General features: G+C 62.5%; 26 protein-coding genes and 2 tRNA genes. 18 read left to right on the forward strand and 10 right to left on the reverse strand.

Features of this window, described 5'->3' with window-relative positions; all coding sequences use genetic code 11:
- Window positions 1-225 precede the first annotated feature (225 nt).
- From EB235_RS23885 to EB235_RS23910, 6 genes are all read left to right on the forward strand, one after another.
- Window positions 226-1,668: an FAD-binding oxidoreductase gene (locus EB235_RS23885; protein WP_027028617.1), complete on the forward strand. Its 1,443-nt coding sequence runs from the start codon at window positions 226-228 to the stop codon at window positions 1,666-1,668.
- Window positions 1,665-2,405: a FadR/GntR family transcriptional regulator gene (locus EB235_RS23890; protein ID WP_027028616.1), complete on the forward strand. Its 741-nt coding sequence runs from the start codon at window positions 1,665-1,667 to the stop codon at window positions 2,403-2,405. The genes EB235_RS23885 and EB235_RS23890 overlap by 4 nt, the downstream gene beginning before the upstream one ends.
- Before the next feature lie 2 nt (window positions 2,406-2,407).
- Window positions 2,408-2,845, forward strand: a complete 438-nt coding sequence (locus EB235_RS23895; RefSeq protein ID WP_027028615.1) for a VOC family protein — start codon at window positions 2,408-2,410, stop codon at window positions 2,843-2,845.
- Window positions 2,846-2,934: 89 nt separating this feature from the next.
- Complete coding sequence (locus EB235_RS23900) at window positions 2,935-3,963, forward strand: ABC transporter substrate-binding protein (protein ID WP_032926180.1); 1,029 nt, start codon at window positions 2,935-2,937, stop codon at window positions 3,961-3,963.
- A complete protein-coding gene (locus tag EB235_RS23905; protein ID WP_027028613.1) occupies window positions 3,963-4,736 on the forward strand; it encodes an ABC transporter ATP-binding protein in 774 nt (257 codons plus the stop codon). The genes EB235_RS23900 and EB235_RS23905 overlap by 1 nt, the downstream gene beginning before the upstream one ends.
- Window positions 4,733-5,488 carry an ABC transporter permease gene (locus EB235_RS23910; RefSeq protein ID WP_027028612.1) on the forward strand — a complete coding sequence of 252 codons (756 nt, stop codon included), beginning with the start codon at window positions 4,733-4,735 and terminating at the stop codon, window positions 5,486-5,488. Before EB235_RS23905 ends, EB235_RS23910 begins: the two co-directional genes overlap by 4 nt.
- A gap of 10 nt (window positions 5,489-5,498) precedes the next feature.
- Here the strand turns inward: EB235_RS23910 and EB235_RS23915 are convergent, their stop codons facing one another.
- Window positions 5,499-6,722: a M20 metallopeptidase family protein gene (locus tag EB235_RS23915; RefSeq protein WP_027028611.1), complete on the reverse strand. Its 1,224-nt coding sequence runs from the start codon at window positions 6,720-6,722 to the stop codon at window positions 5,499-5,501.
- A complete protein-coding gene (locus EB235_RS23920; protein WP_027028610.1) occupies window positions 6,709-7,887 on the reverse strand; it encodes a M24 family metallopeptidase in 1,179 nt (392 codons plus the stop codon). The genes EB235_RS23915 and EB235_RS23920 overlap by 14 nt, the downstream gene beginning before the upstream one ends.
- Before the next feature lie 221 nt (window positions 7,888-8,108).
- Between EB235_RS23920 and EB235_RS23925 the strand changes: the two genes are divergently transcribed.
- The 6 genes from EB235_RS23925 (at window position 8,109) to EB235_RS23950 (ending at window position 13,401) form a co-directional block, all read left to right on the forward strand.
- Window positions 8,109-9,275 (forward strand): ROK family transcriptional regulator, encoded by a 1,167-nt coding sequence (locus EB235_RS23925; protein WP_027028609.1) that lies wholly within the window; start codon window positions 8,109-8,111, stop codon window positions 9,273-9,275.
- Window positions 9,272-10,036, forward strand: a complete 765-nt coding sequence (locus EB235_RS23930; protein ID WP_027028608.1) for an ATP-binding cassette domain-containing protein — start codon at window positions 9,272-9,274, stop codon at window positions 10,034-10,036. The genes EB235_RS23925 and EB235_RS23930 overlap by 4 nt, the downstream gene beginning before the upstream one ends.
- A gap of 40 nt (window positions 10,037-10,076) precedes the next feature.
- Window positions 10,077-11,117 (forward strand): sugar ABC transporter substrate-binding protein, encoded by a 1,041-nt coding sequence (locus EB235_RS23935; RefSeq protein ID WP_027028607.1) that lies wholly within the window; start codon window positions 10,077-10,079, stop codon window positions 11,115-11,117.
- 119 nt (window positions 11,118-11,236) lie between these two features.
- Window positions 11,237-12,232 (forward strand): ABC transporter permease, encoded by a 996-nt coding sequence (locus EB235_RS23940; RefSeq protein ID WP_027028606.1) that lies wholly within the window; start codon window positions 11,237-11,239, stop codon window positions 12,230-12,232.
- Window positions 12,233-12,262: 30 nt separating this feature from the next.
- On the forward strand, window positions 12,263-13,033 hold the full coding sequence (locus tag EB235_RS23945; protein WP_027028605.1) for an SDR family oxidoreductase: 771 nt from the start codon (window positions 12,263-12,265) through the stop codon (window positions 13,031-13,033).
- Window positions 13,034-13,170: 137 nt separating this feature from the next.
- Entirely contained in the window at window positions 13,171-13,401 is a 231-nt protein-coding gene (locus EB235_RS23950; protein ID WP_080680696.1) for a hypothetical protein, read from the forward strand.
- A 73-nt stretch (window positions 13,402-13,474) separates the two neighbouring features.
- On the opposite strand, the gene EB235_RS23955 is transcribed toward EB235_RS23950, so the two are convergent.
- Both EB235_RS23955 and EB235_RS23960 read right to left on the reverse strand, forming a co-directional pair.
- Window positions 13,475-14,296, reverse strand: coding sequence for a M15 family metallopeptidase (locus EB235_RS23955; RefSeq protein WP_027028604.1), 822 nt, complete (start codon window positions 14,294-14,296; stop codon window positions 13,475-13,477).
- 49 nt (window positions 14,297-14,345) lie between these two features.
- Window positions 14,346-14,421, reverse strand: a tRNA-Val gene (locus EB235_RS23960).
- A 217-nt stretch (window positions 14,422-14,638) separates the two neighbouring features.
- Here EB235_RS23960 and EB235_RS23965 point away from each other — a divergent pair.
- Window positions 14,639-14,715, forward strand: a tRNA-Asp gene (locus EB235_RS23965).
- Between the two features lie 207 nt (window positions 14,716-14,922).
- On the opposite strand, the gene rbsK is transcribed toward EB235_RS23965, so the two are convergent.
- Genes rbsK through EB235_RS23980 form a run of 3 tightly spaced genes read right to left on the reverse strand, consistent with a single transcriptional unit; the run spans window position 14,923 to window position 17,392 of the window.
- Window positions 14,923-15,852 carry a ribokinase gene (gene rbsK / locus EB235_RS23970; protein WP_027028603.1) on the reverse strand — a complete coding sequence of 310 codons (930 nt, stop codon included), beginning with the start codon at window positions 15,850-15,852 and terminating at the stop codon, window positions 14,923-14,925.
- 4 nt (window positions 15,853-15,856) lie between these two features.
- Window positions 15,857-16,309 (reverse strand): RbsD/FucU family protein, encoded by a 453-nt coding sequence (locus tag EB235_RS23975; protein ID WP_027028602.1) that lies wholly within the window; start codon window positions 16,307-16,309, stop codon window positions 15,857-15,859.
- A gap of 27 nt (window positions 16,310-16,336) precedes the next feature.
- Entirely contained in the window at window positions 16,337-17,392 is a 1,056-nt protein-coding gene (locus tag EB235_RS23980) for an ABC transporter ATP-binding protein (RefSeq protein ID WP_027028601.1), read from the reverse strand.
- A gap of 289 nt (window positions 17,393-17,681) precedes the next feature.
- Between EB235_RS23980 and EB235_RS23985 the strand changes: the two genes are divergently transcribed.
- From EB235_RS23985 to EB235_RS24000, 4 genes are all read left to right on the forward strand, one after another.
- A complete protein-coding gene (locus EB235_RS23985) occupies window positions 17,682-19,346 on the forward strand; it encodes a sugar ABC transporter substrate-binding protein (protein ID WP_027028600.1) in 1,665 nt (554 codons plus the stop codon).
- Window positions 19,347-19,435: 89 nt separating this feature from the next.
- Window positions 19,436-20,557 carry a carbohydrate ABC transporter permease gene (locus tag EB235_RS23990; RefSeq protein ID WP_027028599.1) on the forward strand — a complete coding sequence of 374 codons (1,122 nt, stop codon included), beginning with the start codon at window positions 19,436-19,438 and terminating at the stop codon, window positions 20,555-20,557.
- A gap of 75 nt (window positions 20,558-20,632) precedes the next feature.
- A complete protein-coding gene (locus EB235_RS23995) occupies window positions 20,633-21,550 on the forward strand; it encodes a carbohydrate ABC transporter permease (RefSeq protein WP_027028598.1) in 918 nt (305 codons plus the stop codon).
- A 2-nt stretch (window positions 21,551-21,552) separates the two neighbouring features.
- A complete protein-coding gene (locus tag EB235_RS24000; protein WP_027028597.1) occupies window positions 21,553-21,867 on the forward strand; it encodes a hypothetical protein in 315 nt (104 codons plus the stop codon).
- Here the strand turns inward: EB235_RS24000 and EB235_RS24005 are convergent.
- Both EB235_RS24005 and EB235_RS24010 read right to left on the reverse strand, forming a co-directional pair.
- On the reverse strand, window positions 21,864-22,607 hold the full coding sequence (locus tag EB235_RS24005) for a creatininase family protein (protein ID WP_027028596.1): 744 nt from the start codon (window positions 22,605-22,607) through the stop codon (window positions 21,864-21,866). The two genes, EB235_RS24000 and EB235_RS24005, sit on opposite strands and share 4 nt — an antisense overlap.
- 3 nt (window positions 22,608-22,610) lie before the next feature.
- Window positions 22,611-23,177 (reverse strand): SIS domain-containing protein, encoded by a 567-nt coding sequence (locus EB235_RS24010; RefSeq protein WP_027028595.1) that lies wholly within the window; start codon window positions 23,175-23,177, stop codon window positions 22,611-22,613.
- A gap of 180 nt (window positions 23,178-23,357) precedes the next feature.
- On the opposite strand from EB235_RS24010, the gene EB235_RS24015 reads away from it, so the two are divergent.
- The gene (locus EB235_RS24015) at window positions 23,358-24,380 is read left to right on the forward strand and encodes an aldo/keto reductase (protein WP_027028594.1); all 1,023 of its coding nucleotides are present in this window, start codon (window positions 23,358-23,360) and stop codon (window positions 24,378-24,380) included.
- An 87-nt stretch (window positions 24,381-24,467) separates the two neighbouring features.
- On the opposite strand, the gene EB235_RS24020 is transcribed toward EB235_RS24015, so the two are convergent.
- Window positions 24,468-24,740 (reverse strand): HU family DNA-binding protein, encoded by a 273-nt coding sequence (locus EB235_RS24020; protein ID WP_006201846.1) that lies wholly within the window; start codon window positions 24,738-24,740, stop codon window positions 24,468-24,470.
- Between the last annotated feature and the right edge of the window lie 14 nt (window positions 24,741-24,754).

Here is a 24,754-nt window from a genome sequence, read left to right on the forward strand (position 1 = left end):
CTGACTGGCACCCAATAGCCCTCAAACCGGATCTGCCCCGTTTTGGAAGCAATCCGGGGCCGGGTAATCGCTATCCGTGTCGGCCACGACTGCCCGCCGGCCGCTTAACTTCCTATGCCAGCAAGGCGACTTGTCCACGGCCGTTCGGCCTGCCGGTGTTGACACAATTCGAGTTGTAGGATGATATGTATAACCATACGCCGCAACACCAACGCCGACCCTGTAATGACCATCCACCGCATTTCATCTGACGTTCTTACCGCCCTGGAGCATCTCCTGGGGCAAGGCGGCGTGGTCGCCGACGCAGCCGACATGGCGAAATACCTCGTGGACTGGTCCGGCGATCACCACGGCGGCGCACTTGCGGTGCTGAAACCAGCTTCGGTCGCCGAGGTTCAGGCCGCGGTTCGGCTGTGCGGCACGCTCGGACAGGCGATGATCCCGCAAGGCGGCAACACCGGGCTTGTCGCGGGCGCGATCGACATCGGCACAGCCGCCCACGGCGCGGTGATCATCAGCCTGGAGCGGCTGAACAGGATCCGCGTCGTCGACGCCGACAATTTCACCCTGCAGGCTGATGCCGGCTGCATCCTGCAACACGTCAAGGATGCTGCCGAGGATCAGGATTGCCTGTTTCCGCTGGCGCTAGGCGCTCAAGGCAGCTGCCAGATCGGTGGCAATGCCGCCAGCAATGCCGGTGGCGTCAATGTCCTGCGTTACGGCATGGTCCGCGATCTCATTGTCGGCCTGGAGGTGGTGCTGCCGGACGGCGAATTGTGGAACGGCTTTTCCGGCCTGCGCAAGGACAATCGCGGCTACGATCTGAAGCAGCTTTTCATCGGCGCGGAGGGCACGCTGGGCATCATCACAGGTGTCGAGGTCAAGCTGTTTCCGAAACCCGGCAAGGTCGAGACGGCGTATCTGGGCCTTCGCTCATTCGAAGCGGCGATCGCGCTGTTCAGGCAAGCCCGGCGCGGATGCTCCGACCTTATATCCGCCTTCGAGATCATTGGCGCGGAATGCATGGACCTTGCACGCCTTGTCGACCCGAACACCGTCGTCCCGGTGACAGCCCCTGTTCATGTGCTGATCGAACTTTCTTCAGGCGCCGTGGTCGACCTCCGGACGCTGCTGGTCGACTTTCTTGCCAACGCGATGGAAAACGAACTCGTCGCCGATGCAGTGCTGGCCGAAAGCGGCGCGCAGGCACGGGCTTTCTGGGCCATTCGCGAAGGGCTGGTCGAGGGTCAGGCCAAGCGCGGCTATCACGTGCGCACCGATCTCTCGGTGCGCATCTCCGACATTCCTACCCTCATCGCCCGAGCCCGCGACTTTGTTGCGCGGGATCATCCAGGCTGGCTGTCGGCTGCCTACGGCCACGCCGGCGACGGCAATATCCATTTCAGCGTCCTGCCGCCGCTCGGCCTTGCCGAACCCGACGCGCGCACCAGGGGCGCCGCCATCACCACCGGGCTGTACGACATCACCAATGCGCTTGGCGGCTCGATCAGCGCCGAGCACGGCATCGGGCGCACCCGTAGCCGCGTCTATTGGGCGGGAATGTCTCCTGTCCACCGCCGGCTGGTCGGCACGCTGAAAGACGCGCTCGATCCGAACAGGCTTATGAACCCCGGCTGCCTCTTTCCAGCGACGGAGACCCTTTCATGAAACAACGACTAGCTGCCATCGGCACTGTCGAGGCGCTACCGCACCGCGTTGCCGCCTTCCTCAGCCGCGAGATCGAGTCTGGCGACCTCAATCCGGGCAGCCTGCTGCCGACGGAACAGCAGCTGTCGGAGAAATTCGGCGTCAGCCGCAATGTGGTGCGCGAGGCGATCGCGCAATTGCGTGCCGACGGCATGGTGGAGGCGCGGCAAGGCATCGGCTCCTTCGTCCTCGCCCCGGAACAGCGTGCGTCGATCCGCATCGACCGCGAGACGCTGAAGGAGGGGCAGAACATGGAGCGGCTGTTCGAGCTGCGCTGCATCCTCGAGGCCGAGTCCGCCGCGCTTGCCGCCGAGCGGCGCGACCAGGAACACCTCGACGCCATCAAGGCGGCACTCGACCGAATGAGCGGTGAAGAGCGCTGGGAGGACGGCAGCATCGACGCCGATCTTCTGTTTCATCGCGAAATCGCCCGGGCTACGGGCAACAGCTACATCCACACCTTCATTTCCTTCGTCTGCGAGCAGATCCGCCGCTCGATCTATTACGCACGGCAGACCAACCCCTTGCACGATCTGGTTGAAGTGAATGTCGGCGAGCATGTGCGCATCTACGAGGCGCTGGTCGCCGGCAACCCGGCAGAAGCCGAGGCGGCGATGCGCGCGCACATCATCGGTGCGGCCGACCGTGTCGGCGTCAAGCTGCCGTTGCGCACCCAGCGTACCGAGGAAGGGAAATAATCATGTCGCTCGGGACTGCATATCGAATTTCCGACGTCTGCCTTCTCGTCGAGGATATCGGGCGGACGGTGGAGTTCTATGTCAACAAGCTCGGCTTCCGGCTGCGCCGCCGTGCCGAGGGTTTTGCCGACTTCCACAGCGAGGGCGTGACACTGGCCGCCTGGGAGATCGACCATATCGGCCAGCATGCCGGCGTTTCGAAACTGCGGTCGCCGCGCCATGCCCACAAGGTCTGTGTCGCCGTCCAGCTCGACGCGCCCGGCGACATCGACCGGCTGCACGCCGAGCTGACGGCAAAGGGCGTGCCGTTCTATGGCCCGCCCGAAAACTATGTCTGGAACGCGCGCTGCGCCTATTTCACCGACCCGGACGACACGCTTTGGGAACTCTACGCCTGGCTCGACGGCGGCCCCGGCGACTACCACGACGAACAGCCGTAGACCACCCGCGCCAAGGGAACGGCGCGCAATGAAGAGACGAGACAGTCTTGCAACAGGAGCGAAAAATGAATGGGAACAAAGACTACGACATGAACCGCCGCAGCTTCATGAAGTCCGGCCTGGCAGCTGTTGCCGTGGCATCGGGCGGCATGCAATTGCTGCTGACGCCGGGCGCCAAGGCTGCCGGAAAGGTCGTCATCCAGTATGACTGGCTGATGTCCAACGGACAGATCGGCGACATTGCCGCCGTCGCCAATGGCTACTTCAAGGATGCCGGGCTCGACGTGGAATTCAGCCCGGGTGGCCCGAACGCCTCGACCGTGCCGCCGGTCATTTCTGGCTCGGCACAGCTTGGCCAATTCTCCGAAACGCCGCAGCTCTATGCCGCGCGCGCCAGCGGCGTGCCGGTGAAGATCATCGCCTGCGGTTTCCGCACCGGCCCCTATGCGCTGACCTCCAAGGCCGCCAACCCGATCCGCAATGTGGCCGACCTCAAGGGCAAGAAGATCGGCATCCAGCCGACGGCGCGTTTCGTCATGGATGAGATCCTAGCCAAGAACGGCTTGAGTGCGTCCGACCTCACCGTCATCAATGTCGGCTTCGACAAGGGGCCCCTGGTGCGCGGCGATGTCGACGCCATTGGCGGCTGGATCACCAACACGCAGGCGCTGAGCGTCGTCGGCGACGACCGCATCGACCTTCTGGTGCGTGATCTCGGCTTGAACTCCTACGCCGATGTCTATTTCGCCACCGATGCGGCAATCGAGAAGGACCCGGACACGCTGGCCAAATTCATCGGCGCGGTCGCCAAGGGCTGGGGCTGGGTGCACGCCAACCCGCAGGAGGCGGTGAAGAAAATGGTCGCGGCCTATCCCGAAATGGACCTTGGCTGGGAACAGAAGACCGTCAACCTCGTGCTGAAACTCTCCTTCGACGGTGCAACGGCCAAGGACGGCTGGGGCACGTTCGATCCCGCCTCGATCGAAGAGCAGCTGGCATTGCTCGACAAGGTCGGCCAATACCCGAACGGACGTCCGAAGGCGGCCGATGTCTACACCACCAAGATCCTCGAACTTTCGGCTGCCGAGCGGCCGAAGCTCGACGCGCCCGCCGCCTGATGGCGAACGCGATCGAAGCCAGCAGGCTGGATGTCGGCTATGGCGCGCGCCAGGCGACCGTCAAGGTGCTTTCCGGCCTCGACCTCAGCGTCGAGGCCGGCTGCTTCCTGTCGATCCTTGGACCGTCCGGCTGCGGCAAGTCGACCTTGCTGCGTGTGGTCGCCGACCTGCTCGATCCGCTCGGCGGCACGATCAGCGTGCTTGGCGATACGCCGCATGCGGTGCGCTCGCGCCGCGATGTCGGCTTCGTGTTCCAGGATTCGACCCTGCTGCCCTGGCGCACGGTGCGCGACAATGTGCGTTTGCCGCTTGGCGTCGGGCAAGGCAGTCTGACGCGCAAGATCGAGGACCGCAGCGACGAATTGCTGGAGCTGATGGGGCTTGCCGGCTTTGGCGAACGCCTGCCGCATCAACTCTCCGGCGGCCAGCGCCAGCGTGTGGCCATCGCCCGCGCCTTGCTTGGCCATCCGAAGCTGTTGCTCATGGACGAACCGTTCGGGGCGCTCGACGAGATCACCCGAGACCGGCTCAACGACGAGCTTCTCAACCTGTGGCGGCGCACCGGCACGACGAACCTGTTCGTCACCCATTCGATCGCCGAAGCCGCCTATCTCGGCGAGCGAGTCATCGTTCTCGCCGCCAATCCGGGGCGGCTGGTCAAGGATTTGGACCTCAGGCCGCTCAAGCAGGATGGCAATCGCTGTTCACGCGAAGACCCGGCAATCGTCGCCGCCATGGCCGAGTTGCGCAGCGCGCTGGAGCAGGCATCATGAGGCCGGCGCCGCTCTCGCCGCAATTGGCCATCGCCCTGCCCGTTCTCGGCGCGGCGTCGCTCCTGCTTGCCTGGCAATATCTGCTGCCGCTGCTCGGCGTGCCGGCCTATATCGTGCCGACGCCGACCGCTATCTTCGGTGTCTTCCAGAAGAATTTCGCGCTGCTCATGGACAATTTGAGGCCGACGCTGATCGAGGCGCTGGCGGGATTCGTCATCGGCAATCTGGCCGCCGTGCTGCTGGCTGTTCTGTTCGTGCACAACCGCATCCTGCAGGCGACCTATTTTCCGATTGTGCTGTTCTTCAACACCATCCCGATCCTGGCGCTGTCGCCGATCATCATCCTGATCTTCGGTCTCGGCATGACGCCGAAGATCGTCATCGCGGCGGTGATCTGCTTCTTCCCGACGCTGGTGAACATGATCCGCGGCCTGGACTCGGCTGGCGATAACGAGCACGAGCTGTTCCGCGTTCTGTCGGCGACACGCTGGGAAATCTTCTGGGGCCTGCGCCTGCCGCGCGCGCTGCCGATGCTGTTTTCCTCGCTCAGGATCGCCTCGGCAACGGCGGTGATCGGCGCCATCGTCGGCGAATGGATCGGCTCGGACAATGGCCTCGGCGCGCTGATCATCCAGGCGAGCTTCAACTACCAGTCGGACCGGCTCTACGCCGCGATCGTGCTGTCGTCCTGCCTGTCGATCGTCCTGTTTTGCGCCGTGGTGCTGGTCGAGCGCCGGGTCATCAAATACTGAACTGCTTTGATCAGCCAGCGCTTTCCGGTTGCGTCGACAGAAATCTTGTCGCCGCCACAACCAGGGTCGCCGCGCCAACCTTCAAAGCGGCCTCATCGACGCGAAATTTGGGATGGTGAAGCGGAAAGACCGAGCCGACCGCCTCATTGCGGATACCGAGCCGGAAATAGACCGATGGACGCTTCTCGCTGAAGTAGCCAAAGTCATCCGCAATGGTCCATCCGGGTGTGTCGAGGACATTGTCGGCGCCGACGCAGGCCTTGCCGCTGGCGGCGATCAGCTCCGCCATCTCGCCATCGTTGACGACCCCCGGTTCACCCCTGTGAATGTCGAGCTGCACGCTGGCGCCGTGGCTTGCAGCTATTCCCTCCAGGATTTCACGAACGCGCCGCCACGCCCGCTCGCGGGTTGCGTCGCTGCCGCTGCGGATTGTCCCTTTCAGGGCGACCTTGCCGGCGATCACATTGTAGGCGCTGCCGCCATTGATGCCGGTGACGGAAATGATCAGCGGATCGTAAGGGTCGATCTCGCGCGAGACGATCTTCTGCAATTCGCTCACCATGGAGCAGGCCACGGCAATCGCATCGACGCCCTCATAGGGCTTTGCCGCATGCGCCGCCTCGCCGATGACAATTGCATCGAATGTGTCGCACGCCAGCGTGTAAGGGCCTGAACGGACAGCGATCTTGCCGGATGGCGTATAGGGATCGACATGAAGGCAGATCGCGGCATCGATGTCGTCGAGAAGGCCCTCTTCCACCACACGTTTACCGCCCGAGGGCGAGTCTTCCTCGGCCGGCTGGAAGATGAGGCGAACTGTTCCGCCAAAATCGGCCCTCGATCGATGAAGATGCGCGGCGACAGCAAAGCCCATCGAAGCGTGGGCGTCGTGGCCGCACGCATGCATCACGCCGGGATTGGTCGACGCATAATCGACGCCGGATTCTTCTTCGATGGGCAAGGCATCGATGTCGGCGCGGATGGCAATCTTTCGGTTCGACGGCTTGCCGGTGCCGACAATATCGACGGCCAGGCCAAAGCCCGCGACGTCGCGAATATCGGTGATTCCCTCGCCGGCCAGCATTTGCCTGAGATAATTCTGCGTGTTGGCTTCGCGGTTCGACAGTTCCGGATTGCGGTGCAAATGGCGGCGGATCTCGATCATCTGCTGGAGAATCCGGGCGTCGATATCGACTGCACCGGCTGTCACCGTCGAATCCTCAGGATTTGACATGGATCTCTCGCGGGAACTTCGTCAGCGTTTCATGGCCGGTTTCAGTAACCAGAATGGTCTCGCTGATCTCAATGCCCCAGCCGTCCATCCACATGCCGAGGATGGAGTGCACGACGTTGCCGGGCTGAAGCACCGTCTTGTCGCCTGGCCGCAGGCTGATCGTGTGCTCGCCCCAATCCGGCGGATAGGCGACGCCGATGGAATAGCCGATGCGCGATTCCTTCTTCAGTCCGTAGCGCTGGATGACTTTGCGCCATGCACCTTCGACCGCTTCGGCAGTGGTTCCAGGCCTCACCGCATCGAGCACCGCGTCCATGCCCTCGATCACCGCTCTTGCCGTATCCGCGACACGCGTCGGCGTCTTACCGAGCTGCATGGTTCTTGCCAGCCCGGCCGCATAGCGGCGGCAGACGCCAGCGAGTTCCAGCGCAATCGTCTCGTCGGCTCCAAACCGCCGGTCGCTCCACATGATGTGCGGTGCGGAGGCATTCTCGCCGCCGAGGATTGTCGGCGGAAGAGCGGTGATGTCGCCGGCGAAGTCCGGGCTGCCGGCAATCTGCGCCGCCTGGATCGCGGCAATCGCATCGCACTCACGCACGCCGGGCGCGATAAACTCGTAGGCCCGCGCCACTGCCGCCTCGGCCAGGGTCGACGCCTTGCGCAGATAGGCGATCTCGGGCGCCGATTTGACCGCACGGATCCAGTTCACCAGCAGATCGGCGTCGTGCCATTTCGCATTGGGAAGTCCGGCGACCAGCCGGGCATGCGCTTTGGGCGAGAAATAGTAGGCTTCGAGTTCGATACCGATGTGCCTGACACCCCAGCCCCTGGCGACGATCCAGCTCGCGATCCAGTCCATGGGATGGCGATCGGCCCGTTGAACATGATCTTCCGGGAAACCGACTACGTTTTCGGGCTTCATCCAGGCGGTCAGTAGACCGCCGGCCGCATCCATGGCCCGCCCGATCCAGACCGGCTCGACGTCCTCGATCGGAATCAGCACCACCTGCGGCGTGTAGAATGACCAACCATCATAGCCGGTGATGTAGTGCTGGTTGGCAACGTCGTTGACGATGAGGAGTTCGAGACCGCGCTTCGCCATCTCGGTGCGGATCTTGTGAAGCCGCTGCTGGTATTCGTCGCGGGCAAACGGCAGTTCGATCATCTCTACTCCATGCCTTGGTGGGTCAACGGTTACGAGGTTCGCTCACCCTTTAAGCGGTTTTGTCATGGCGGCAATCGGCCAAGGGCGACAGGTGAACAGGTCCTGGGCCGGTGCGACCTGTGGCTTCCCGGGGTCGGCAGGTGACACTCAATTTATTTTTGAATTCCATTTGACTGAATAAATCTTTGATGCGAACCTAACGTCAACTGGGGGCGCAAGGCATGGCATTGCGAGGGACCAATCAGGAGTTCGGGCGGCCGTACAACCGGCGCATCGTGCTTGAGTCCATCCGCCTGCATGGACCGATCGCCCGTGGCGAGATCGCCAGCCGCGTCGGGCTTACCGTCCAGACAGTATCGACCATCGTTCGCGAACTGGAAGAACAGGGCTACATTCTCTCGCTCCGCGAAGAGCCGAAAGGGCGCGGGCTGCCTCCGGCGACGCTGCGGATCAATCCCGAGGGCGGCTATGCCGTCGGCATCCACATCACCCCTCTCGGCATCAATGCCGCCTTGATCAATTTGAGCGGCGACGTGATCGAGAGCACCTATCGCGAGGCCCCGAACCCGACGCCTGACCATGCCTTCGACCTGATCGGCGCGATGGTGATCGAATTGACCAGGTTGCGGGCTGGAGGACGCGTTCTTGGGGTAGGCCTGGCCCTGCCCGGTCCGTTCGGGGTCGAATCCATGAGTTTTGTCGGCCCGACCACCATGACCGGCTGGAAGGATGTGGCGCTGCGCGAGCGGCTGGCGGCCTCGACCGGACTGCCGGCCTTCTTCGAGACCGATATGGCGGCGGCGGCCATGGGCGAGCGGCTCTACGGCCTCGGTGCCCAGTTCTCTGACTATTACTATCTCTATTTCGGCGTCGGCCTTGGTGGCGCCATGGTGCATGACGGCAGCGTGCAGCGTGGCGCTTGGGGAAATGCCGGTGAGGTCGGGCATATCCCTGTCGTTCCCGGCGGCGAAGCTTGCCCTTGCGGCAACAGCGGCTGCCTCGAAAGATATCTCTCGCTCGAAGCGCTCCGGCGCTGGAACGGCTCAGAGGCCGATTGGGTCGCGGACGTCGCGCCGATCTTTCACAATGCCATCGCCGTCATCGAAAACCTGTTCGACCCTGAAACGGTCATCCTCGGCGGGCTGGCGTCATTCGATCTGCTCGAACGGCTGGCGGGCTCGACTGAGCACCTGCACAACTCCGTCTCCGCACGCAAGGACCGCACGACGCCCCGGGTCATGGTGGCGCGCGGCGGGCAACATTCGGTGTTGCGCGGCGCCGCCGCTCTTGCGGTTTCGGGCGTGCTGTCGCCGCGCTTCGGCCAGATGTTCGCGGCCGAGCGCGAGCGCGGTCGCGATCCCCTCGCGGCCAAGGAGATTGCCGCATGAGCGAACCGCTGCTGGTGCTCGACAACGTCACCAAGAACTATGGCGCGATCGAAGCGCTTAAGGGGATCAGCTTCTCCATCGGCAAGGGCGAGGTGGTGGCGTTGCTGGGCGATAACGGCGCTGGTAAGTCGACGCTGGTCAAGATCATCGCCGGTGGGCTTGAGCCGACCTCGGGCCGCATGCTGTTCGAGGGCAAGGAATTTCTGGCGAGGTCGCCGGCCGAGGCCAAGGCGGCGGGCATCGAAACCGTCTACCAGGACCTGTCGCTCTGCACCAATGTTGACGTGGTCGCCAATTTCTTCATGGGCCGCGAGATCACCAGGAAGGTTCTGGGCATTCCGGTGCTCGACGAGCGCGCCATGGAGGCGGTCGTCGAAAAGGCGCTGGCCAGCGCCGGCACCCGCATCCCTTCCCTGCGCACCAATGTCGAGCATCTCTCGGGCGGCCAGCGGCAGGCTATCGAGCTCAATCGCTTCGTGCATTGGGGCGGCAAGCTGGTGCTGCTCGACGAGCCGTTTGCTGCCCTTGGCGTCGAGCAGACGCGGCGCGGTCTCGACATGATCCGCCAGGTGGCGAGCCAGGGCATCGGCGTCGTCATCATCACCCACATCATGCAGCAAGCTTTCCAGGTCGCCGACCGGATCGTGGTGATCCGGCAAGGCGTCGTGGCGGGCGATGTCGCACGCAACAAAACAAGTCCCGATGCGGTGATCAACATGATCACCGGGGAGACGCTTGCCGGTGCCGGACCGGCAGGCTGAGGGACAAAAGAGGGGTCCGGCTTAACAGGGAGCCAACGACATGAAGCGAATACTTCTTGCTGTCTTCGGCATCCTGGCACTGGCCTTTGCCACGCTCACGCCGGCATTCGCCCAGTCCAAGGGTGTCGTCTATTACATGGTGCCGACATTGCTCGACGAGTTCCAAACCGGCTCGGTGAGCGCGCTGGAGCTGTTCCTCAAGCAGACCGGCTATGAGATGAAAACGCTGAACGCCGATAACAAGACCGACGCGCAGCAATCGCAGATGAACGACGTCATCGCGCTCAAACCGGCGGCGATCATCCTGGCCGCCGTCGATTTCAACGCGCTGAAGCCGTCCATCGAGGCCGCGCGCGCCGCCGGCATTCCGGTGGTTGAATTCGACCGTCAGATCACCTCGACGCCGTCCGACTTCACCTCGGTCGCCGGAACGGTCGAGATCGGCTATGTCGCCGCCGACCAGGCGGAAAAACTGCTGAAAGCCAAGAACGGCTCGGTGAAGGGCAAGGTGCTGCAGGTGCTGGGCGACCCCGGCGACCCCTACACGCTCGACATCCAGAAGGGGTTCGAGGAGAAGATGAAGGCGTTTCCGGACGTCAAGATCATCTCGCTGCCGGCCATGCAGTGGGAAGCGAGCAATGCCGGCACCATCGTTGCCGACCAGATGCTGGCCAACCCCGACATCGACCTGATCTTCAGCCATGCGGCGCACCTGTCGGTCGCTGCCGTCGCCTCGCTCGAGGCCGCCGGCAAGAAGCCGGGCGACGTCATGCTGATGAGCTCGAACGGCGCGCCGGTCGGCCTCGACCTGATCCGCAAGGGCTGGCTCAACGTCGAAGTCGAACAGCCGCTCTACGCCCAGGCCGCAGCCGTCGCCATGTTCATGGACAAGGTGGTCAAGAAGCAGGAAATCAAGCCTGGCGAATATGATGTGCTTGGCCTGAAATCGACCGTCACCAAGGAAACCTGGGGCCCGAACATCAAGATCCCGGGCGCAGCCATCACCAAGGAAAACGTCGACAATCCGGCCTTCTGGGGCAACCAGAAGCCGCCGACGGACACCGTCAAGTCAGTCGAATAGGCACATAGCCTGAAACGCTCCGGGCCCTCTCGGCCCGGAGCCAATCCTGCGCAATTCCAAACCACGCATGACTTCGAAAATCGAGAGGATTTTCGGATATGCGCCAGCCGGATCAGCCCATGAACCCCCGCACCCGCCATGCCCTGGAGTTCGTTCTCGATAACCTCGTCTGGTTCATGCTGCTGTTCGTGCTGGTGGTGTTTTCCATCTTCATTCCGAACTATTTCCAGCTCGGCATCTTCGCCAACATCATCGAGGCTTCGAGCGTGCTCGGCGTCATGTCGATCGGCTTGGCGCTGGTCATCATTGCCGGCCACATGGACCTGTCGGTCGAATCCGTAGCCGCGCTCAGCGCCATGGCGGTCGGCATCCTGTTCTGCTCGTCGGGCATCGGCATGGGCGTCCAACTGCATCCGGAATGGCTGATGGTTCCGGTGTCGCTGCTGCTGGCGCTGGCCGTCGGCGGCCTGATCGGCGCCTTCAACGGCTATCTGGTGGTCAAGGTGAAGATGAGCGCCTTCATCATCACGCTGGCGTCCTACATCTGGGTACGCGGCCTGGTGCTGGTGATTTCGGGCGGCCGCTCGGCGCAGGATCTGGCACCTGCCATCCGCTGGTTCGGCATCCAGCGGCTGATCGGCCTGCCGCTCACCGCCTGGATCGCCATCGCCTGTTTCGTCGTTTTCTCGCTGATCATGGCCAAGACGCCCTTCGGCCGGCACCTCGTGATGATCGGCGGCAACGAAACCGCGACCTTCCGCGCCGGCATCCGGGTAAACCGCAACCTCATCATCGCTTTCGTGCTTGCCGGCGCCATTGCCGGCCTCGCCGGCTGGCTGCTGGCCATCCGCACCTCGGGCGCCAGTGCCAATCTCGGCACAGGGTTCTTGTTCAACGCCTTTGCCGCCGTCGTCATCGGCGGCGTCAGCCTGAAAGGCGGCGTCGGCACCCTGCCCGGCGTTTACGCCGGCGTGCTGCTGCTGTCAGCCATCAACACCGCGATCAATCTTATGGGGCTGCCGGCTAATTTCACCCTAGTGATCCACGGCCTGCTGGTGCTGGCCGCCGTGCTGCTCGACGCATTCAAGCAAACCATTCGCCAAAGACTCGCATGACAGGACGACTCGCATGACAGGAAGGCGGGCATGACCGGACGACTGAAAGACAGAGTGGCGCTGATCATCGGCAGCGCGCGCGGCATCGGCAAGGGCATTGTGCTGCGCTTCGCCGAAGAGGGCGCGAGACTGGTGCTCGCCGACACCGAGGCCGAGGCCGGACAAGCGACCGCCAGCGAACTCGGCGTCCCCTTCATCCGCACCGACATCTCCTTGATGGCCGATGCCGAAGCGGCCGTAGCGCTGGCGCTCGAACAGCACGGCCGGCTCGACATCATCGTGCAGAATGCCGGCATCTATCCCTGGCAGTTGATCGAGAACACCAGCGTCGATGATTGGGATCGCGTCATGGCGGTCAATCTGCGCGGCACGTTCAATGCCACCCGCGCGGCACTGGTGCCGATGAAGGCGCAGCGCTACGGGCGCATGCTCTACACTTCCTCGATCACCGGGCCGCATGTCACCAGCCCGGGCCATGGCCACTACGCGGCGACCAAGGCCGGCATCAATGGTTTCATCCGTTCGGCGGCGCTCGAATTCTCCGGCTATGGCATAACCGTCAACGGCGTCGAGCCAGGCAACATCCTGACCGAAGCCATCCAGCAGCATCGCGGCGCCGCCTACATCAAGAATATGGAGGATTCCATCCCGCTCGGCCGGCTCGGCAGCCCGCGCGACGTCGCCAATGCCTTCCTGTACCTCGCCTCCGACGACGCAAGCTACATCACCGGCACGACCATTGTCGTCGACGGCGGACAATTGCTGCCCGAGGGCAAGGATTTTCGGATGGCGCCGCCGTGATCCTTGCGTCACGGCCACGAAAAGGCTGATTCAGCGCTCCGCATAGTGGCTGGCAAGCATTCCCTCATAGGTTGCATGGAACGCAAGCGCCCCTCAAGGGTTGTTTATCAAGTGCTAATCAAGGGAGGGACTTGAGAATGGCCAACAGACTCAGAACCGATCATATCTATCAGCGGGCTCATGCTTTGGCAGAGGGTGGTGTTCACCAGTCTCCAGCCGAGATCGTTGCAGCGTTGTTGGCCGAGGGCTACCCGGAAGCGGCCGAGTTGTTGAATTCCGAAAACATCCGTGCCGACCTTCGCCGGGTTTGTGGTGCGGCGACTGCCAGCGGTCAGCAATGCGCCACAAATCTGGGGCTTCGTTATTGACGCTCATAGGGCGGCATCGGCGAATTTCGGCCGACCAACGCGCCTCACGGCTGGCTGCCGCCGACGGCCTTGATCAGCTGGATTTCTTGTACAACAGCAATTCGGGCCGGTATTCGAAATGCATGGTGTCGTAGTGATACCAGCGGCCACCCCAGATGAAGCCGTTTTTCTCGAACAGTTCGACGATCGCGAGCGGAATGCGATTCTTGAAGGGAATGTGTGCCTTGGGGTTGGCTTTGTTTCTGTTGTTGTACCAGTAGTCGGAGAAGCCGACATTGATATCGAAGGCTGCGCCGAAAGAGTGGACGCTCAACCGGTCTGTGCCGGCGATGGGCCGCCAGACGAAGCCGCCTCCGGGCTTGAGCCCGTAACGGCTTAGCTCCGCGGGCATGACCTCAAGCGCGTCGGAGACTTTTCCCAGCCGGTCGCTGATGCCAAAAACCCTGGTGACCTGCGCAGTCTTCTTGCCGAGTTTCGGCAGCCATTTGACGCTGGCTATGTGCTTGCCCACTTCAGCGGCGCTTTTACCGTAGAGCTTCTCGAAGAAGGCCTCGTTGCGGATACGGCCGGGATCGAAATCCTCAGCCGGGACCAGCGCGCCCTCGACTGCCGTGGGATAGACGTAGCGAAACATGTCCTCGATGTCGGGGGTCTCCAGCAGCGCGTCGGCGTCGCGCGCCTTGCCGTCGTCCCACACCATCGTGGTGCCGTCGGTCCAGGTCAGGACATTGCCCGAGATGGTGAACAGCCCGGGGTAGGCCTTGAGCAAGGCGGCCTTGGCGGCCGGCTGGTCCACCCCATCGCCGGCATCTGTCGCATAGGCCAAGCGCCCAGTACCGCTGATTGCCAACGCAATCACCAGCCGCAGCAACAGGCGTCCTGGATACCTGATCATTGTCCTGCCTCCCGGGAGGGCCAATCGCACTTTCAAGACGACGCTGGAATGGTGGGCGATGACGGGCTCGAACCGCCGACATCTTCGGTGTAAACGAAGCGCTCTACCAACTGAGCTAATCGCCCGCTCCGGCGCGGACCTTTAAGCGGTCGGGACCGGCTTCGCAAGGCCAAATGAGCGCGGGTCGCGCTGGTTGTGGGCCGTATTTGCGAACAAAACGCCAGCTGTCAAAAAACCTTCTCCAGTTTGCTGTTATGATGGTTTGGTGCGCTTGACACCCGGTGGCGAACCCCTTATCCAGCGGCCCAACGACGAACACGGCTGACACGTGCTCGTCAATGCGCGGGTGTAGCTCAGTTGGTTAGAGTGCCGGCCTGTCACGCCGGAGGTCGCGGGTTCGAGCCCCGTCACTCGCGCCATTTCTCCTAAGGGTTTCAAACCCTTGGCTTCGGAGAAATGTCGACGTTGAATGTCAGAATGTCTCCCTTTCGAAGGCATGAAATAGCGCAGGTATCTTCGGTATCTGGGCTCAACTTCTCATGCACATCGGCAAGGCGTCGATAGCCGGAATCCCGGGGCCAAGGGTCGAACCGCTCGGCCTCTCATCCCAACGGTCCGGACCGGAATCAGGCCTTTGCCAGCAACGCCTCGACCTCCCGCAGCGTCGGCATCGACGGCGCCGTGCCCGGACGCGTCACCGAAATGCCGGCGACGGCGCAGGCGAAGCGCACCGCCTGCAGCGGCTCCACGCCTCGCGACAGTGCTGCTGCGAAGCCGCCGTTGAAGGCATCCCCTGCACCGGTGGTTTCGACCACTGGCCCGGCACTGATGGCGGGAACATGTTCGGAGCGGCCCTTCGTGTGCAGTAGCGCTCCCTTGTCGCCCAGCGTGATGATGACCGTGCCGACGCCCTTTTCGAGCAGCTTGTCGGCGGCGCGGCGCGCCTCGTCCACCGAGGAGACTTTCAGTCCCGTCAATTCCTCCGTCTCGGTCTCGTTGGGCGTGAGATAGTCGCAGAGCGTGTAGATACGGTCGGGAAGCTTTGCCGCGGGCGCGGGGTTGAGGATGGTCGTCACCCCTGCCGCGCGCGCGATCTCCAGCGCCCGAAGTGCTGCATCGATCGGCTGTTCGAGCTGCGTGACAAAAACGCCGGCACCGCTGATCAGATCCCTGTTGGCTTCGATATCCTCCGGCGAAATCAGCATGGCCGCACCAGGGCTGACGATGATGGCGTTGTTGCCGCTTGCCTCCTCGACGAAGATGTAGGCGGCGCCCGTGTAGCTGTCCGGCGTGTCGATGACGGCGCTCTTCACGCCGGCATCCTTCCAGGTCCGCTTGGCCATGTCGGCGAAGGCATCGACACCAAGTCGGGTCAGGAAGGTGGTATCGGCGCCGAGCTTGCCGGCCGCCACCGCCTGGTTCGACCCTTTGCCGCCTGGCCCCAGCTTGAACGAATTGCCGAGGATCGTCTCGCCCAGGCGCGGCTGGCGATCGGCGCGATAGGCGGTGTCGGCGACGAAGACGCCCAATATGACGACAGGCTTTCCGGCTGTCATATCGCTACTCCGCATCCGGCGGGATGACGCCCTTGCGGAAGGCGAAGCAGCCGTAGAATCGGCGCTCGCCGGTCTGGATGACACAATAGGCCTGTTTGGCGCGCTCGTAGAAGGCGTAACGCTCGACGGAAATCATCGGCCAGGCCTTGCCTTCGGCCTTGTCGATCTCCTTTTGCACTTCCTTCTGCACTGGCGGGATCTCGTCCGGCTTGCCGACGATTTCCATGCGCGCGGCCGAGTCATCGACGAATGTGTCCAAGGGGTAAAGCGACAGCACCGCCTTCACCACCTCGGCGGCCGATGCATCGATGCGCAGCAGCTTGCCATGCACGGTCTGCTTCGCCACCGAATCGGCCGGGAAGTTGGTGTCGGCGATGATCAAATCGTCGCCATGTCCCATCGCCCGCAATGCCTGCAGCACGTCGGCATTGAGCAACGGATGGATCCCTTTGAGCATGATAGTCCTCGTGAAATCGGTTTGAGGTCAGAGACGCTGGCCGGTCTCGGCGTCGAACAGGTGGATTTGGTCGAGCCGCGGCTTCAGGGTCAACGTGTCGCCCGGCTTGAAGTCGTGACGCTCGCGAAACAGCGCCACCATCTCGCCTTCGCCGAAGCGCAGGAAGACCAAGGTCTCCGAGCCGGTCGGCTCGACCACCGAAATCTTCGCCGGCACGCCATCGGGATGGATCTCGAGATGTTCGGGGCGAATTCCATAGACGACGGCCTGCCCGTCCTGCGCGGCATTGTCGGCAATCGGGAACAGTGTGCCCGCGATGTCGACGCCGGGCTTGTCTCCCTTGCGCACGACACCCTTGAGCAGGTTCATCGAAGGCGAACCGATGAAGCCGGCGACGAACAGATTGGCCGGCCGATCGAATAGTTCCAGCGGCGCGCCGACCTGCTCGATGCGGCCGTCGCGCATCACGACGATCTTGTCGGCCATGGTCATGGCCTCGATCTGGTCGTGGGTGACGTAGATGGTGGTGGTCTTCAGCCGCTGGTGAAGCTCCTTGATCTCGGTGCGCATCTGCACGCGCAGCTTGGCATCCAGATTGGAGAGCGGCTCGTCGAACAGGAACACTTGCGGGTTGCGCACGATAGCGCGGCCCATGGCCACGCGCTGGCGCTGGCCGCCCGAAAGCTGGCGTGGATAGCGCTTCAGATAGGGGTTGAGGTCGAGGATGTCGGCGGCGCGCTTGACCCGTTCGGCGACCACGGCCGGATCGGTTTTTCGCAATTTCAGAGCGAATGCCATGTTCTGCTCGACCGTCTTGTGCGGGTAGAGCGCGTAGTTCTGAAAGACCATGGCGATGTCGCGCTTGGCCGGCGGCAGGTGGTTGACGACGCGGTCACCGATGGCGATCGTGCCGCCCGAAACGGTCTCCAACCCGGCCACCATTCTCAGCAACGTGGACTTGCCGCAGCCCGACGGGCCGACCAGAACCACGAACTGCCCGTCGGCAATATCGACGCTGACTTCGTGCAGAACCTTGACGGTTCCAAACGCCTTGGCCACCTTGCTGATCGCGACTTGAGCCATGTACTCCCCTTCCGGCTCCCAACGCCGTAGGCGCAGAAGCTAACCAACGCGACCGGTCAGGGCAAGTCGGTCCCTTATAGATAAAAACCCGTTCTCGTTGACACGGCATCCGGTTGTGAGAATAGTGACAGCGCTGGTCCAAATGTCGGAGCCAATCCGCAATCGGAACTTAAATCGAGCAGGTGGGGTCCTGCATAATTTCGTCTACGAGCCGGAAGAACCGCTGGCGCTCCAGCGTCCGACAGGTTGGTCACATCCATTCACACTGATGTTCTGGGAGGAATAGTCGATGAGAGCAGATATTTACGAGAAACTGGTTCGTCTCGGTGCTACGAGGCGCGACGTACTGAAAGGCGCGGCCAGCATGGCCGCGGTCGCAGCGGCGTCCGGCGCGGGCCTAGGCGCCTTCACGCGTCCTGCCTCCGCGGCAAGTGAACTTCGTGCGAAAATCCTGCAGATTCCCGGCGTTGGCAAGGGCCAGCCGACCGATGCGGATTTCCAGAAGGTCGGCGAGCTCTGCCTCGATGCGACCAAGGCAAATGTCAAGGAAGGCGAGTTTGCCGGCGTCGAGCTCAAGTTCATGGGCCTCAACAACCAGAACCTGCACAATGTGCTGTTCCGCGGCTTCCTGAAGCCGTGGGAAGCCTATACCGGCGCCAAGATCAGCTGGATCGACCTCGCCCAGGCCGACTACAACGCCCGCCTGCAGCAATCGATCGCCACCGGAACCGTGGACTTCGACATTGCCGAGATGGGCGCGCCTTTCGAAGGCGATGTCTGCGGCAAAGGGCTCACTTCGGAAATGCCCGACTGGGTCAAGAAACAGATCGATATCGACGACCTCGTCAACTATCTGAAGCCTCCGGTCGGCACCTGGGATGGCAAGCAATATCGCGTGACGATTGACGGCGACACGCACAATTTCAACTACCGCACCGACGTCTTCGCCGACGCGGATCTCGCCAAGCAGTGGAAGGACGGCGGCGGTGCCGGCGAATGGGGGGTGCCGAAGACCTGGCAGCAGGTCCAGGCCGTGACAAAATTCCTCAAGGGCAAGAAATTCAAGGGTCAGGATGTCTACGGCTATCTCGACGCACCCAAGCCATGGGGCGGTTTCGGCTTCTACTTCCTTGGCAGCCGCGCCACAGCCTACGCCAAGCATCCTGACGACAAGGCGTGGCTGTTCGACGCAGATACGATGAAGCCGCGCGTCAACAACCCGGCCTGGGTGCGCGCCATCCAGGACGTGATCGACGCCTTGCCGTCCGAACCCGCCGACCAGATCAATGCCGATCCGAACACCACCGGTTTCCAGCAGTTCCTGGCCGGAACCGGTTCAATGATCCCCTGGTGGGGCGACATCGGCTCGAACGTGAAAACCAACGACTCTTCTGTCATTGGCGACCTTTGCGGCTTCGACATCCTGCCAGGCTCGGATGACGTCTACAATTCCAAGACCGGCAAATGGGACAAGCTGCCAAGCGGACCGAACTACGCGCCGAACCTCGCCTATCTCGGCTGGGGCGTCTATGTCATGGCTCGCGTCGACAGCGATCCGAAGAAGCAAAAGGCTGCCTGGAGCGCCGCGGCGCATCTCGGCGGCAAGGATCTGGCGATCTGGACGGCGATGTATCCGTCCGGCTTCCAGTGCTACCGCAACAGCCAGCATGACATCGACGAATGGGTGGCCGCCGGTTACGACAAGGCGTTCATCACGAATTACCTCGATTCCCAGTTCAACTCCTACAACCATCCGAACGGTGCGATCGAGCCGCGCATCCCCGGCATCTTCCAGTATTACAGTGCTGCCGAGGACATCCTGGCCAACACCTTCGCCGGCAAGATGAAGGCGCAGGAAGGCGCTGATGCCATTGCGGCAGCCTGGGAAAAGCTGACCGACCAGATCGGTCGCGAAAAGCAAGTCAAGCTCTACAAGGCCTCGCTCGGCGTGTAGGCTGCGCTATGAACCGTGGTCCGGCGGCAACGCCGGACCACAGCCTCCGGCTCCGGCTCCAACAGGGGCCTTCCAAACGGGCGAGATTTGTGGCTGACCAGACTTCGACCGCAAACCAGTGGCCGGCAGATGCCGCCCCCTACGATCTGATTTCGCCAGCCCGCAAACGGCTCGGCTGGGCGCTGATGGCTGCTGCGACGCTCGGCCTGCTGGCGACGATCGTGGTTGAGATCCTGTACAAGACCGATACCGACACGATCGGCTTCGAGACCTGGCGTCCTGTCGTCTATGCCTATGTACTGTGGGGCGTGGCAATCGGCATCGGCCAGGTGCTGACGCGCGGCGAGGACGGCCAGCGTGCGCTGTTCCTGCTGCCGGCGCTGCTGTTCACCATCGCCATGGTGATCTTTCCAACGCTGTTCGGCTTCTACATCGCGCTCACCGACTGGAACCTGAGTTCGTTTTCGGGCCGCAAGTTCAACGGGCTCGACAATTTCTGGCAGATGCTGGGCGACCCCTACTACCGCAATGCGCTGTTCAACATGGTGCTCTATGTGCTAGCGGTGCTGGTCGAATATGTCATCGCTTTTGGCCTGGCGCTGTTGCTCAACGCGCAGATCCGGGCGCGAAAATTCTTTCGTGTCGTGTTCCTGATGCCGCTGATGCTGTCCCCGGTCGCGGTGTCGTGGATGATCGGCAAATCGCTCATGGAGTACCGGTTCGGGCCGGCGGCAACGCTGGCGCGCCATCTCGGCTGGGAGAATCCGGCGTTCTTCTCGGACCCGATCACCGCGCGCATCTCGGTCATGATACTGGATGCCTGGACCTTCATTCCGTTCATGATGATCATGCTGCTGGCCGGCCTGCAGGCGATGTCGCGCGAGGTGCTGGAGGCGGCGCGGGTCGACGGCGCCAATGCCTGGCAGACCTTCTGGCAGGTCACCTTTCCGCTGATGCTGCCGGTTTCGGTGACGGCGGTGATCCTGCGCATCATCTTCAAGCTGAAGCTTGCCGACATCATCATCACGGTGACCTCGGGCGGGCCTGGTGGCGCCACCGATTCCGTGTCGAGCTTCATCTACCGCGAATACCGCGACCGCTCGAATGTCGGCTACGGCACCATGCTGGCGATGGCCTATCTCGTCATCATCGTCGTGTTCGTGACCTGGCTCTTGAAATTCGCCAATCGCTTCGTGCGCAACGTCAACTGAGCAATTCCAGGAAAAGTGTGAAACGGTTTTCCGTCCGGAATTGCGTTAAAATAAAGAGTTAGAGCGGCCGGGATCATGAGCGTTCAAACCACCGAATACACCGTTTCCGAAATCCGCTCTCCGGCGAGCTTCATTACCAGCCGTATCTTCATCTATGGCGCGCTGGTGTTCTGGGCCTTCATCTGCCTGTTTCCGATCTACTGGACGATAACCACCTCGTTCAAATCGGCGGTCGACGTCACGCAGGGCCATCTCATCCCCTTCATCGACTTCCAACCGGACTGGAAGGGCTGGCGATCGCTCGGCCTCTCGCCGGACTCGATCTTCCAAACCTCCACGGTGCGTGACGAGTTCTTCAAGCGCTTCATGAATTCGGTCATCACCTCGGTTGGGGCGTCGAGCCTCGCCATCGTCATCGGCAGCCTCGCCGCCTACGGCCTCACACGCTATCGCTATCACTTCGCCTGGTTCAAGAATGAGGACATCTCGTTCTTCTTCCTGTCGCAGCTGATCCTGCCGCCGGTCGTGCTCGCCTTGCCCTTCCTGGTGCTCTACCGGGAAGTCGGCCTGCTCGACACGCGCATCGGGCTGATCCTGCTCTACACGCTGATGGTGCTGCCGATCGTCATCTGGATCATGCGCGACCAGTTCAACTCGATCCCTGTCGAGCTCGAGGAAGCGGCCCTCGTCGACGGCCTGTCGATCTGGGGCGCGTTCTTCCGCATCGTCATGCCGATCGCGCTGCCGGGCATGGTCGCGGCCTTCATCCTGGCGATGGTGCTGTGCTGGAACGAGTATTTCTTCGCCGCCCTTCTGACGTCGACAGATGCCAAGACCATTCCCGTCATGGTGGCGAGCCAGACCGGCTCGCAAGGCATCAACTGGTGGTCGATGGCAGCGCTTGCCACGGCGGCGATCGCGCCACTGGCCGTTATCGGCATCGCGCTGGAACGCTATCTCATCATGGGCATGACCGCGGGAGCCGTGAAGTAGTCATGGCCGGCCCATATTGGTTCGCGCGCAATATCCGGGTCGGTTATGTCGGACGCGACCGCTACGGCAAGGGCGTGATGCCGATCGCCTGGCAGGGCCGCGCGGTCATTGCCGGCTTTGTGCTGGCGATGCTGCTTGGCGGGCTGAGCATGCTGCTGATCGGCTTGTACACGCGGTTTTTTCCGCTCGGCATTGCAATCTTCGTCACCCTGGCCTTTGGCGGCGCCGGCACCTTCCTCTGGGCGGTGGTCACCAAAAGCGATCCGAACAAATCGATCGCCGACTACCAGGCGGAGCGGCAGAAAAACCGGGCTTAGGCTTTCAGGGTCGCCCGCAGGTGGTCCATGATCATGGCAACGCCCTTCTGCCCGAATTCCGCAGATGCATCCCTAGCACTTGCCGTATACCAGCCGGTGTTATCTCCGAAGTGAGCTGCATCAACAGCCTCCGGGCATAGCGCCAGCATCAGCGATGTCTCGCCAACACCGGCATGGTCGAACGGGTACTTACCGTTCATCGTCGCCGGCATCAGCGGATGCACCTGCACCCAGTTGAAGAAGTTTTCTCCCGCTGCATGTCCGGCATAATAGTCGGCCATGTCCTTGGAGCCCCACCAGCCCTCGCCGCGCTGCTTCTCGAGGAAGCGGAAGATCGCCTGGCGGCCGGCGGTCTTGAAGGCAAGGTCGGTCGGCATGCCGGCGGCAAAGTTCTCGGTCTGGTGGTGGATGATGGCATGGATGTTGCGGAAGCCGATGCGCAGCAGGCTGTAGAACAGCTCCTCGCCGAACGGCGCCAGTTGATTGCCGCCGACCTGCACCGAGCCGTTGCCTTCCGGCGCAGCCACCGCGTAGCTCGCCGCGCCATAGTAGAAGGGCGGCAGGATGACGATGTCCCTCTCCTTCTCCAACAGCTCCAACGTCTTGATGACGGCCAGCGTGTCCATGCCGACGGCCATGTGCTCGCCATGGTATTCAAGCACGCCGAGCGGCAGGGCGACCGGCCAATTCTGCGCGATCGCCGTGCGGATCTGGTGCGGCAGCATCAGTTCATATCGCATGATCTATTCCATGTTGGTGTGGCGGGCGCGCATGGCTTCTGGCGACGCGCCGGTCAGGGATTTGAGCTTCAGCACCATCACCTCGAACAGCAGGAACAGCGCCCCTTCGAACACCGATCCCATCGGCAGCACTGACGTTTTCCGCGCTCCCTGGTCATTGGCCATGGTCTGCGCCGGGATGAGCAGCGTGAAATCCGCGCGCTTCGCTGCGCTGCTTTCGGGTTGAGCGGTCAGCAGCAGGTTGGCGGCGCCTGCATCGTGTGCAACCTGCATCAAGGTGAGCACGGTCGAGGTTTCTCCCGGTCCGGAGCTGGCCAGGAAGACATCGTGCCGCCCCAGAGGTGGCGTGTTCATGTCGCCGACCACGGAGACCGGCAGGCCCAGATGATAGAGCCGCATGGCAAAGCCCTTGACCTGCAGGGCTTCACGGCCGCAGCCATAGACAACAATCTGCCCGGCATCGGCCAGCATCTTGCAGGCAGTGTCGATGCGCCCTTCATCCACGCGCGCCAGCACGCCGCCGAGCTCGTCGAGAGCGGTCTTGAACAGATTTTCGTTCTTGTCGCTCACCGCAAACCCGCCCTCGAAATCGTCCTCGGATTTTTCCACGAACAGCTTGATTTCGTTCATGCTAGCAACCGCGAAAATGCGTGTCCAATGCCACGCTGCGCTTTTGCCTGATCACAGGCATGATAGTGTCATGTCAGACAAATCAGCCCATACACATCAACCCTTGGAAAATTGCAGGACATGAAGACACGGCATTTCGACCGCATCGGCAATGGCGGCATCACTTTCACGGAACTCGGCTTTGGCACGGCACCGCTCGGCAATCTCTACCGTGCGGTTTCGGACGAGGACGCCAATGCCACGCTGGAGGCCGCCTGGACGACCGGCTGCCGCTACTACGACACCGCGCCGCTCTACGGGCTCGGCCTGTCCGAAACACGCCTCAATCCGTTCCTGCGCGGCAAGAAGCGCGACGACTATGTGCTGTCGAGCAAGGTCGGCCGCCTCATGCGCGCCTGTCCGCCGGAGGAGCGCACCGGCATCGGCAAGTTCTTCGACACGCCAACGCGGCGCGAGGTCTATGACTACAGCTACGATGGCGTCATGCGCTCCTTCGAAGCCTCGCTGGAGCGCCTCGGCGTCGACCGGATCGACATCCTGTTCGTGCACGATGTCGACATCTTTACCCATGGCAGCAAGGAGGCGTCCGACCGGCGCATCGAGGAGTTCATGCGGTCGGGCTATTACGGGCTGCTGTCGCTGCGCGACCAGGGCGTGATCAAGGCGTTCGGCGGCGGCATCAATGAATGGCAGGTTGCCCAGACGCTTGCCGAGCGCGGCGATTTCGACCTGTTCCTGCTTGCCGGGCGCTATACGCTGCTGGAACAGGAGGCGCTGACATCCTTCCTGCCGCTCTGCCAGAAACGTGGCATCGGCATCGTCCTTGGCGGCCCCTACAATTCCGGCATCCTGGCAACGGGGCCGAAGCCCGGCGCTTACTACAATTACTCCGAAGCGCCGCAGGACGTGCTCGACCGCGTGGCGCGCATCGAGGCGGTCTGCAAGCGCCACGGCGTACGGCTGATCGAGGCGGCGCTGCAATTTCCGCTGCTACATCCGTCGGTCGTGTCGGTGATCCCTGGCGGCCAGCGGCCCGCGGAAGTGGAGAGCAACCGCGCGCTGCTCGATGCGAAACTGCCCGTGGCGCTGTGGGCCGACCTCAAGAAGGAAGGCCTGTTGCATCACGACGCGCCAACCGCTTAAGCCGGCGACCGCTCGCGTCCACGCAAGGCGTAAAAAATGAAAAGCCGGGCAAGCCCGGCTTTTCTGTCTCTAAAAATAAAAAGGCGCTTAGTTGACCGCGTCCTTGAGGCCCTTGCCGGCCGAGAACTTCGGCACGGTGCGTGCCGGGATCTTCACTTCGGCGCCGGTCTGGGGGTTGCGACCGGTCGAGGCCGCACGCTTTGACACGGTGAAATTGCCAAAGCCGACAAGCCGGACATCGCCGCCCTTCTTCAGTTCGCCGGTGATCACGGAAAATACCGCATCGACCGCCGACTGCGCGTCACCCTTCGAAATGCTCGCGGCGTCGGCGACAGCGGACACCAGTTCGTTCTTGTTCATAAAAATTCCCTTCC

It is taken from the genome of Mesorhizobium loti R88b, from assembly GCF_013170845.1.
Taxonomy (GTDB): domain Bacteria; phylum Pseudomonadota; class Alphaproteobacteria; order Rhizobiales; family Rhizobiaceae; genus Mesorhizobium; species Mesorhizobium loti_B.

What these genes read in the sequence shown, in the direction of transcription:
- EB235_RS23885 (WP_027028617.1), top strand. Translation starts at nt 226, where the DNA reads ATGACCATCCACCGCATTTCATCTGACGTTCTTACCGCCCTGGAGCAT.
- EB235_RS23890 (WP_027028616.1), top strand. Translation starts at nt 1,665, where the DNA reads ATGAAACAACGACTAGCTGCCATCGGCACTGTCGAGGCGCTACCGCAC.
- EB235_RS23895 (WP_027028615.1), top strand. Translation starts at nt 2,408, where the DNA reads ATGTCGCTCGGGACTGCATATCGAATTTCCGACGTCTGCCTTCTCGTC.
- EB235_RS23900 (WP_032926180.1), top strand. Translation starts at nt 2,935, where the DNA reads ATGAACCGCCGCAGCTTCATGAAGTCCGGCCTGGCAGCTGTTGCCGTG.
- EB235_RS23905 (WP_027028613.1), top strand. Translation starts at nt 3,963, where the DNA reads ATGGCGAACGCGATCGAAGCCAGCAGGCTGGATGTCGGCTATGGCGCG.
- EB235_RS23910 (WP_027028612.1), top strand. Translation starts at nt 4,733, where the DNA reads ATGAGGCCGGCGCCGCTCTCGCCGCAATTGGCCATCGCCCTGCCCGTT.
- EB235_RS23915 (WP_027028611.1), bottom strand. Translation starts at nt 6,722, where the DNA reads ATGTCAAATCCTGAGGATTCGACGGTGACAGCCGGTGCAGTCGATATC.
- EB235_RS23920 (WP_027028610.1), bottom strand. Translation starts at nt 7,887, where the DNA reads ATGATCGAACTGCCGTTTGCCCGCGACGAATACCAGCAGCGGCTTCAC.
- EB235_RS23925 (WP_027028609.1), top strand. Translation starts at nt 8,109, where the DNA reads ATGGCATTGCGAGGGACCAATCAGGAGTTCGGGCGGCCGTACAACCGG.
- EB235_RS23930 (WP_027028608.1), top strand. Translation starts at nt 9,272, where the DNA reads ATGAGCGAACCGCTGCTGGTGCTCGACAACGTCACCAAGAACTATGGC.
- EB235_RS23935 (WP_027028607.1), top strand. Translation starts at nt 10,077, where the DNA reads ATGAAGCGAATACTTCTTGCTGTCTTCGGCATCCTGGCACTGGCCTTT.
- EB235_RS23940 (WP_027028606.1), top strand. Translation starts at nt 11,237, where the DNA reads ATGAACCCCCGCACCCGCCATGCCCTGGAGTTCGTTCTCGATAACCTC.
- EB235_RS23945 (WP_027028605.1), top strand. Translation starts at nt 12,263, where the DNA reads ATGACCGGACGACTGAAAGACAGAGTGGCGCTGATCATCGGCAGCGCG.
- EB235_RS23950 (WP_080680696.1), top strand. Translation starts at nt 13,171, where the DNA reads ATGGCCAACAGACTCAGAACCGATCATATCTATCAGCGGGCTCATGCT.
- EB235_RS23955 (WP_027028604.1), bottom strand. Translation starts at nt 14,296, where the DNA reads ATGATCAGGTATCCAGGACGCCTGTTGCTGCGGCTGGTGATTGCGTTG.
- rbsK (WP_027028603.1), bottom strand. Translation starts at nt 15,852, where the DNA reads ATGACAGCCGGAAAGCCTGTCGTCATATTGGGCGTCTTCGTCGCCGAC.
- EB235_RS23975 (WP_027028602.1), bottom strand. Translation starts at nt 16,309, where the DNA reads ATGCTCAAAGGGATCCATCCGTTGCTCAATGCCGACGTGCTGCAGGCA.
- EB235_RS23980 (WP_027028601.1), bottom strand. Translation starts at nt 17,392, where the DNA reads ATGGCTCAAGTCGCGATCAGCAAGGTGGCCAAGGCGTTTGGAACCGTC.
- EB235_RS23985 (WP_027028600.1), top strand. Translation starts at nt 17,682, where the DNA reads ATGAGAGCAGATATTTACGAGAAACTGGTTCGTCTCGGTGCTACGAGG.
- EB235_RS23995 (WP_027028598.1), top strand. Translation starts at nt 20,633, where the DNA reads ATGAGCGTTCAAACCACCGAATACACCGTTTCCGAAATCCGCTCTCCG.
- EB235_RS24000 (WP_027028597.1), top strand. Translation starts at nt 21,553, where the DNA reads ATGGCCGGCCCATATTGGTTCGCGCGCAATATCCGGGTCGGTTATGTC.
- EB235_RS24005 (WP_027028596.1), bottom strand. Translation starts at nt 22,607, where the DNA reads ATGCGATATGAACTGATGCTGCCGCACCAGATCCGCACGGCGATCGCG.
- EB235_RS24015 (WP_027028594.1), top strand. Translation starts at nt 23,358, where the DNA reads ATGAAGACACGGCATTTCGACCGCATCGGCAATGGCGGCATCACTTTC.
- EB235_RS24020 (WP_006201846.1), bottom strand. Translation starts at nt 24,740, where the DNA reads ATGAACAAGAACGAACTGGTGTCCGCTGTCGCCGACGCCGCGAGCATT.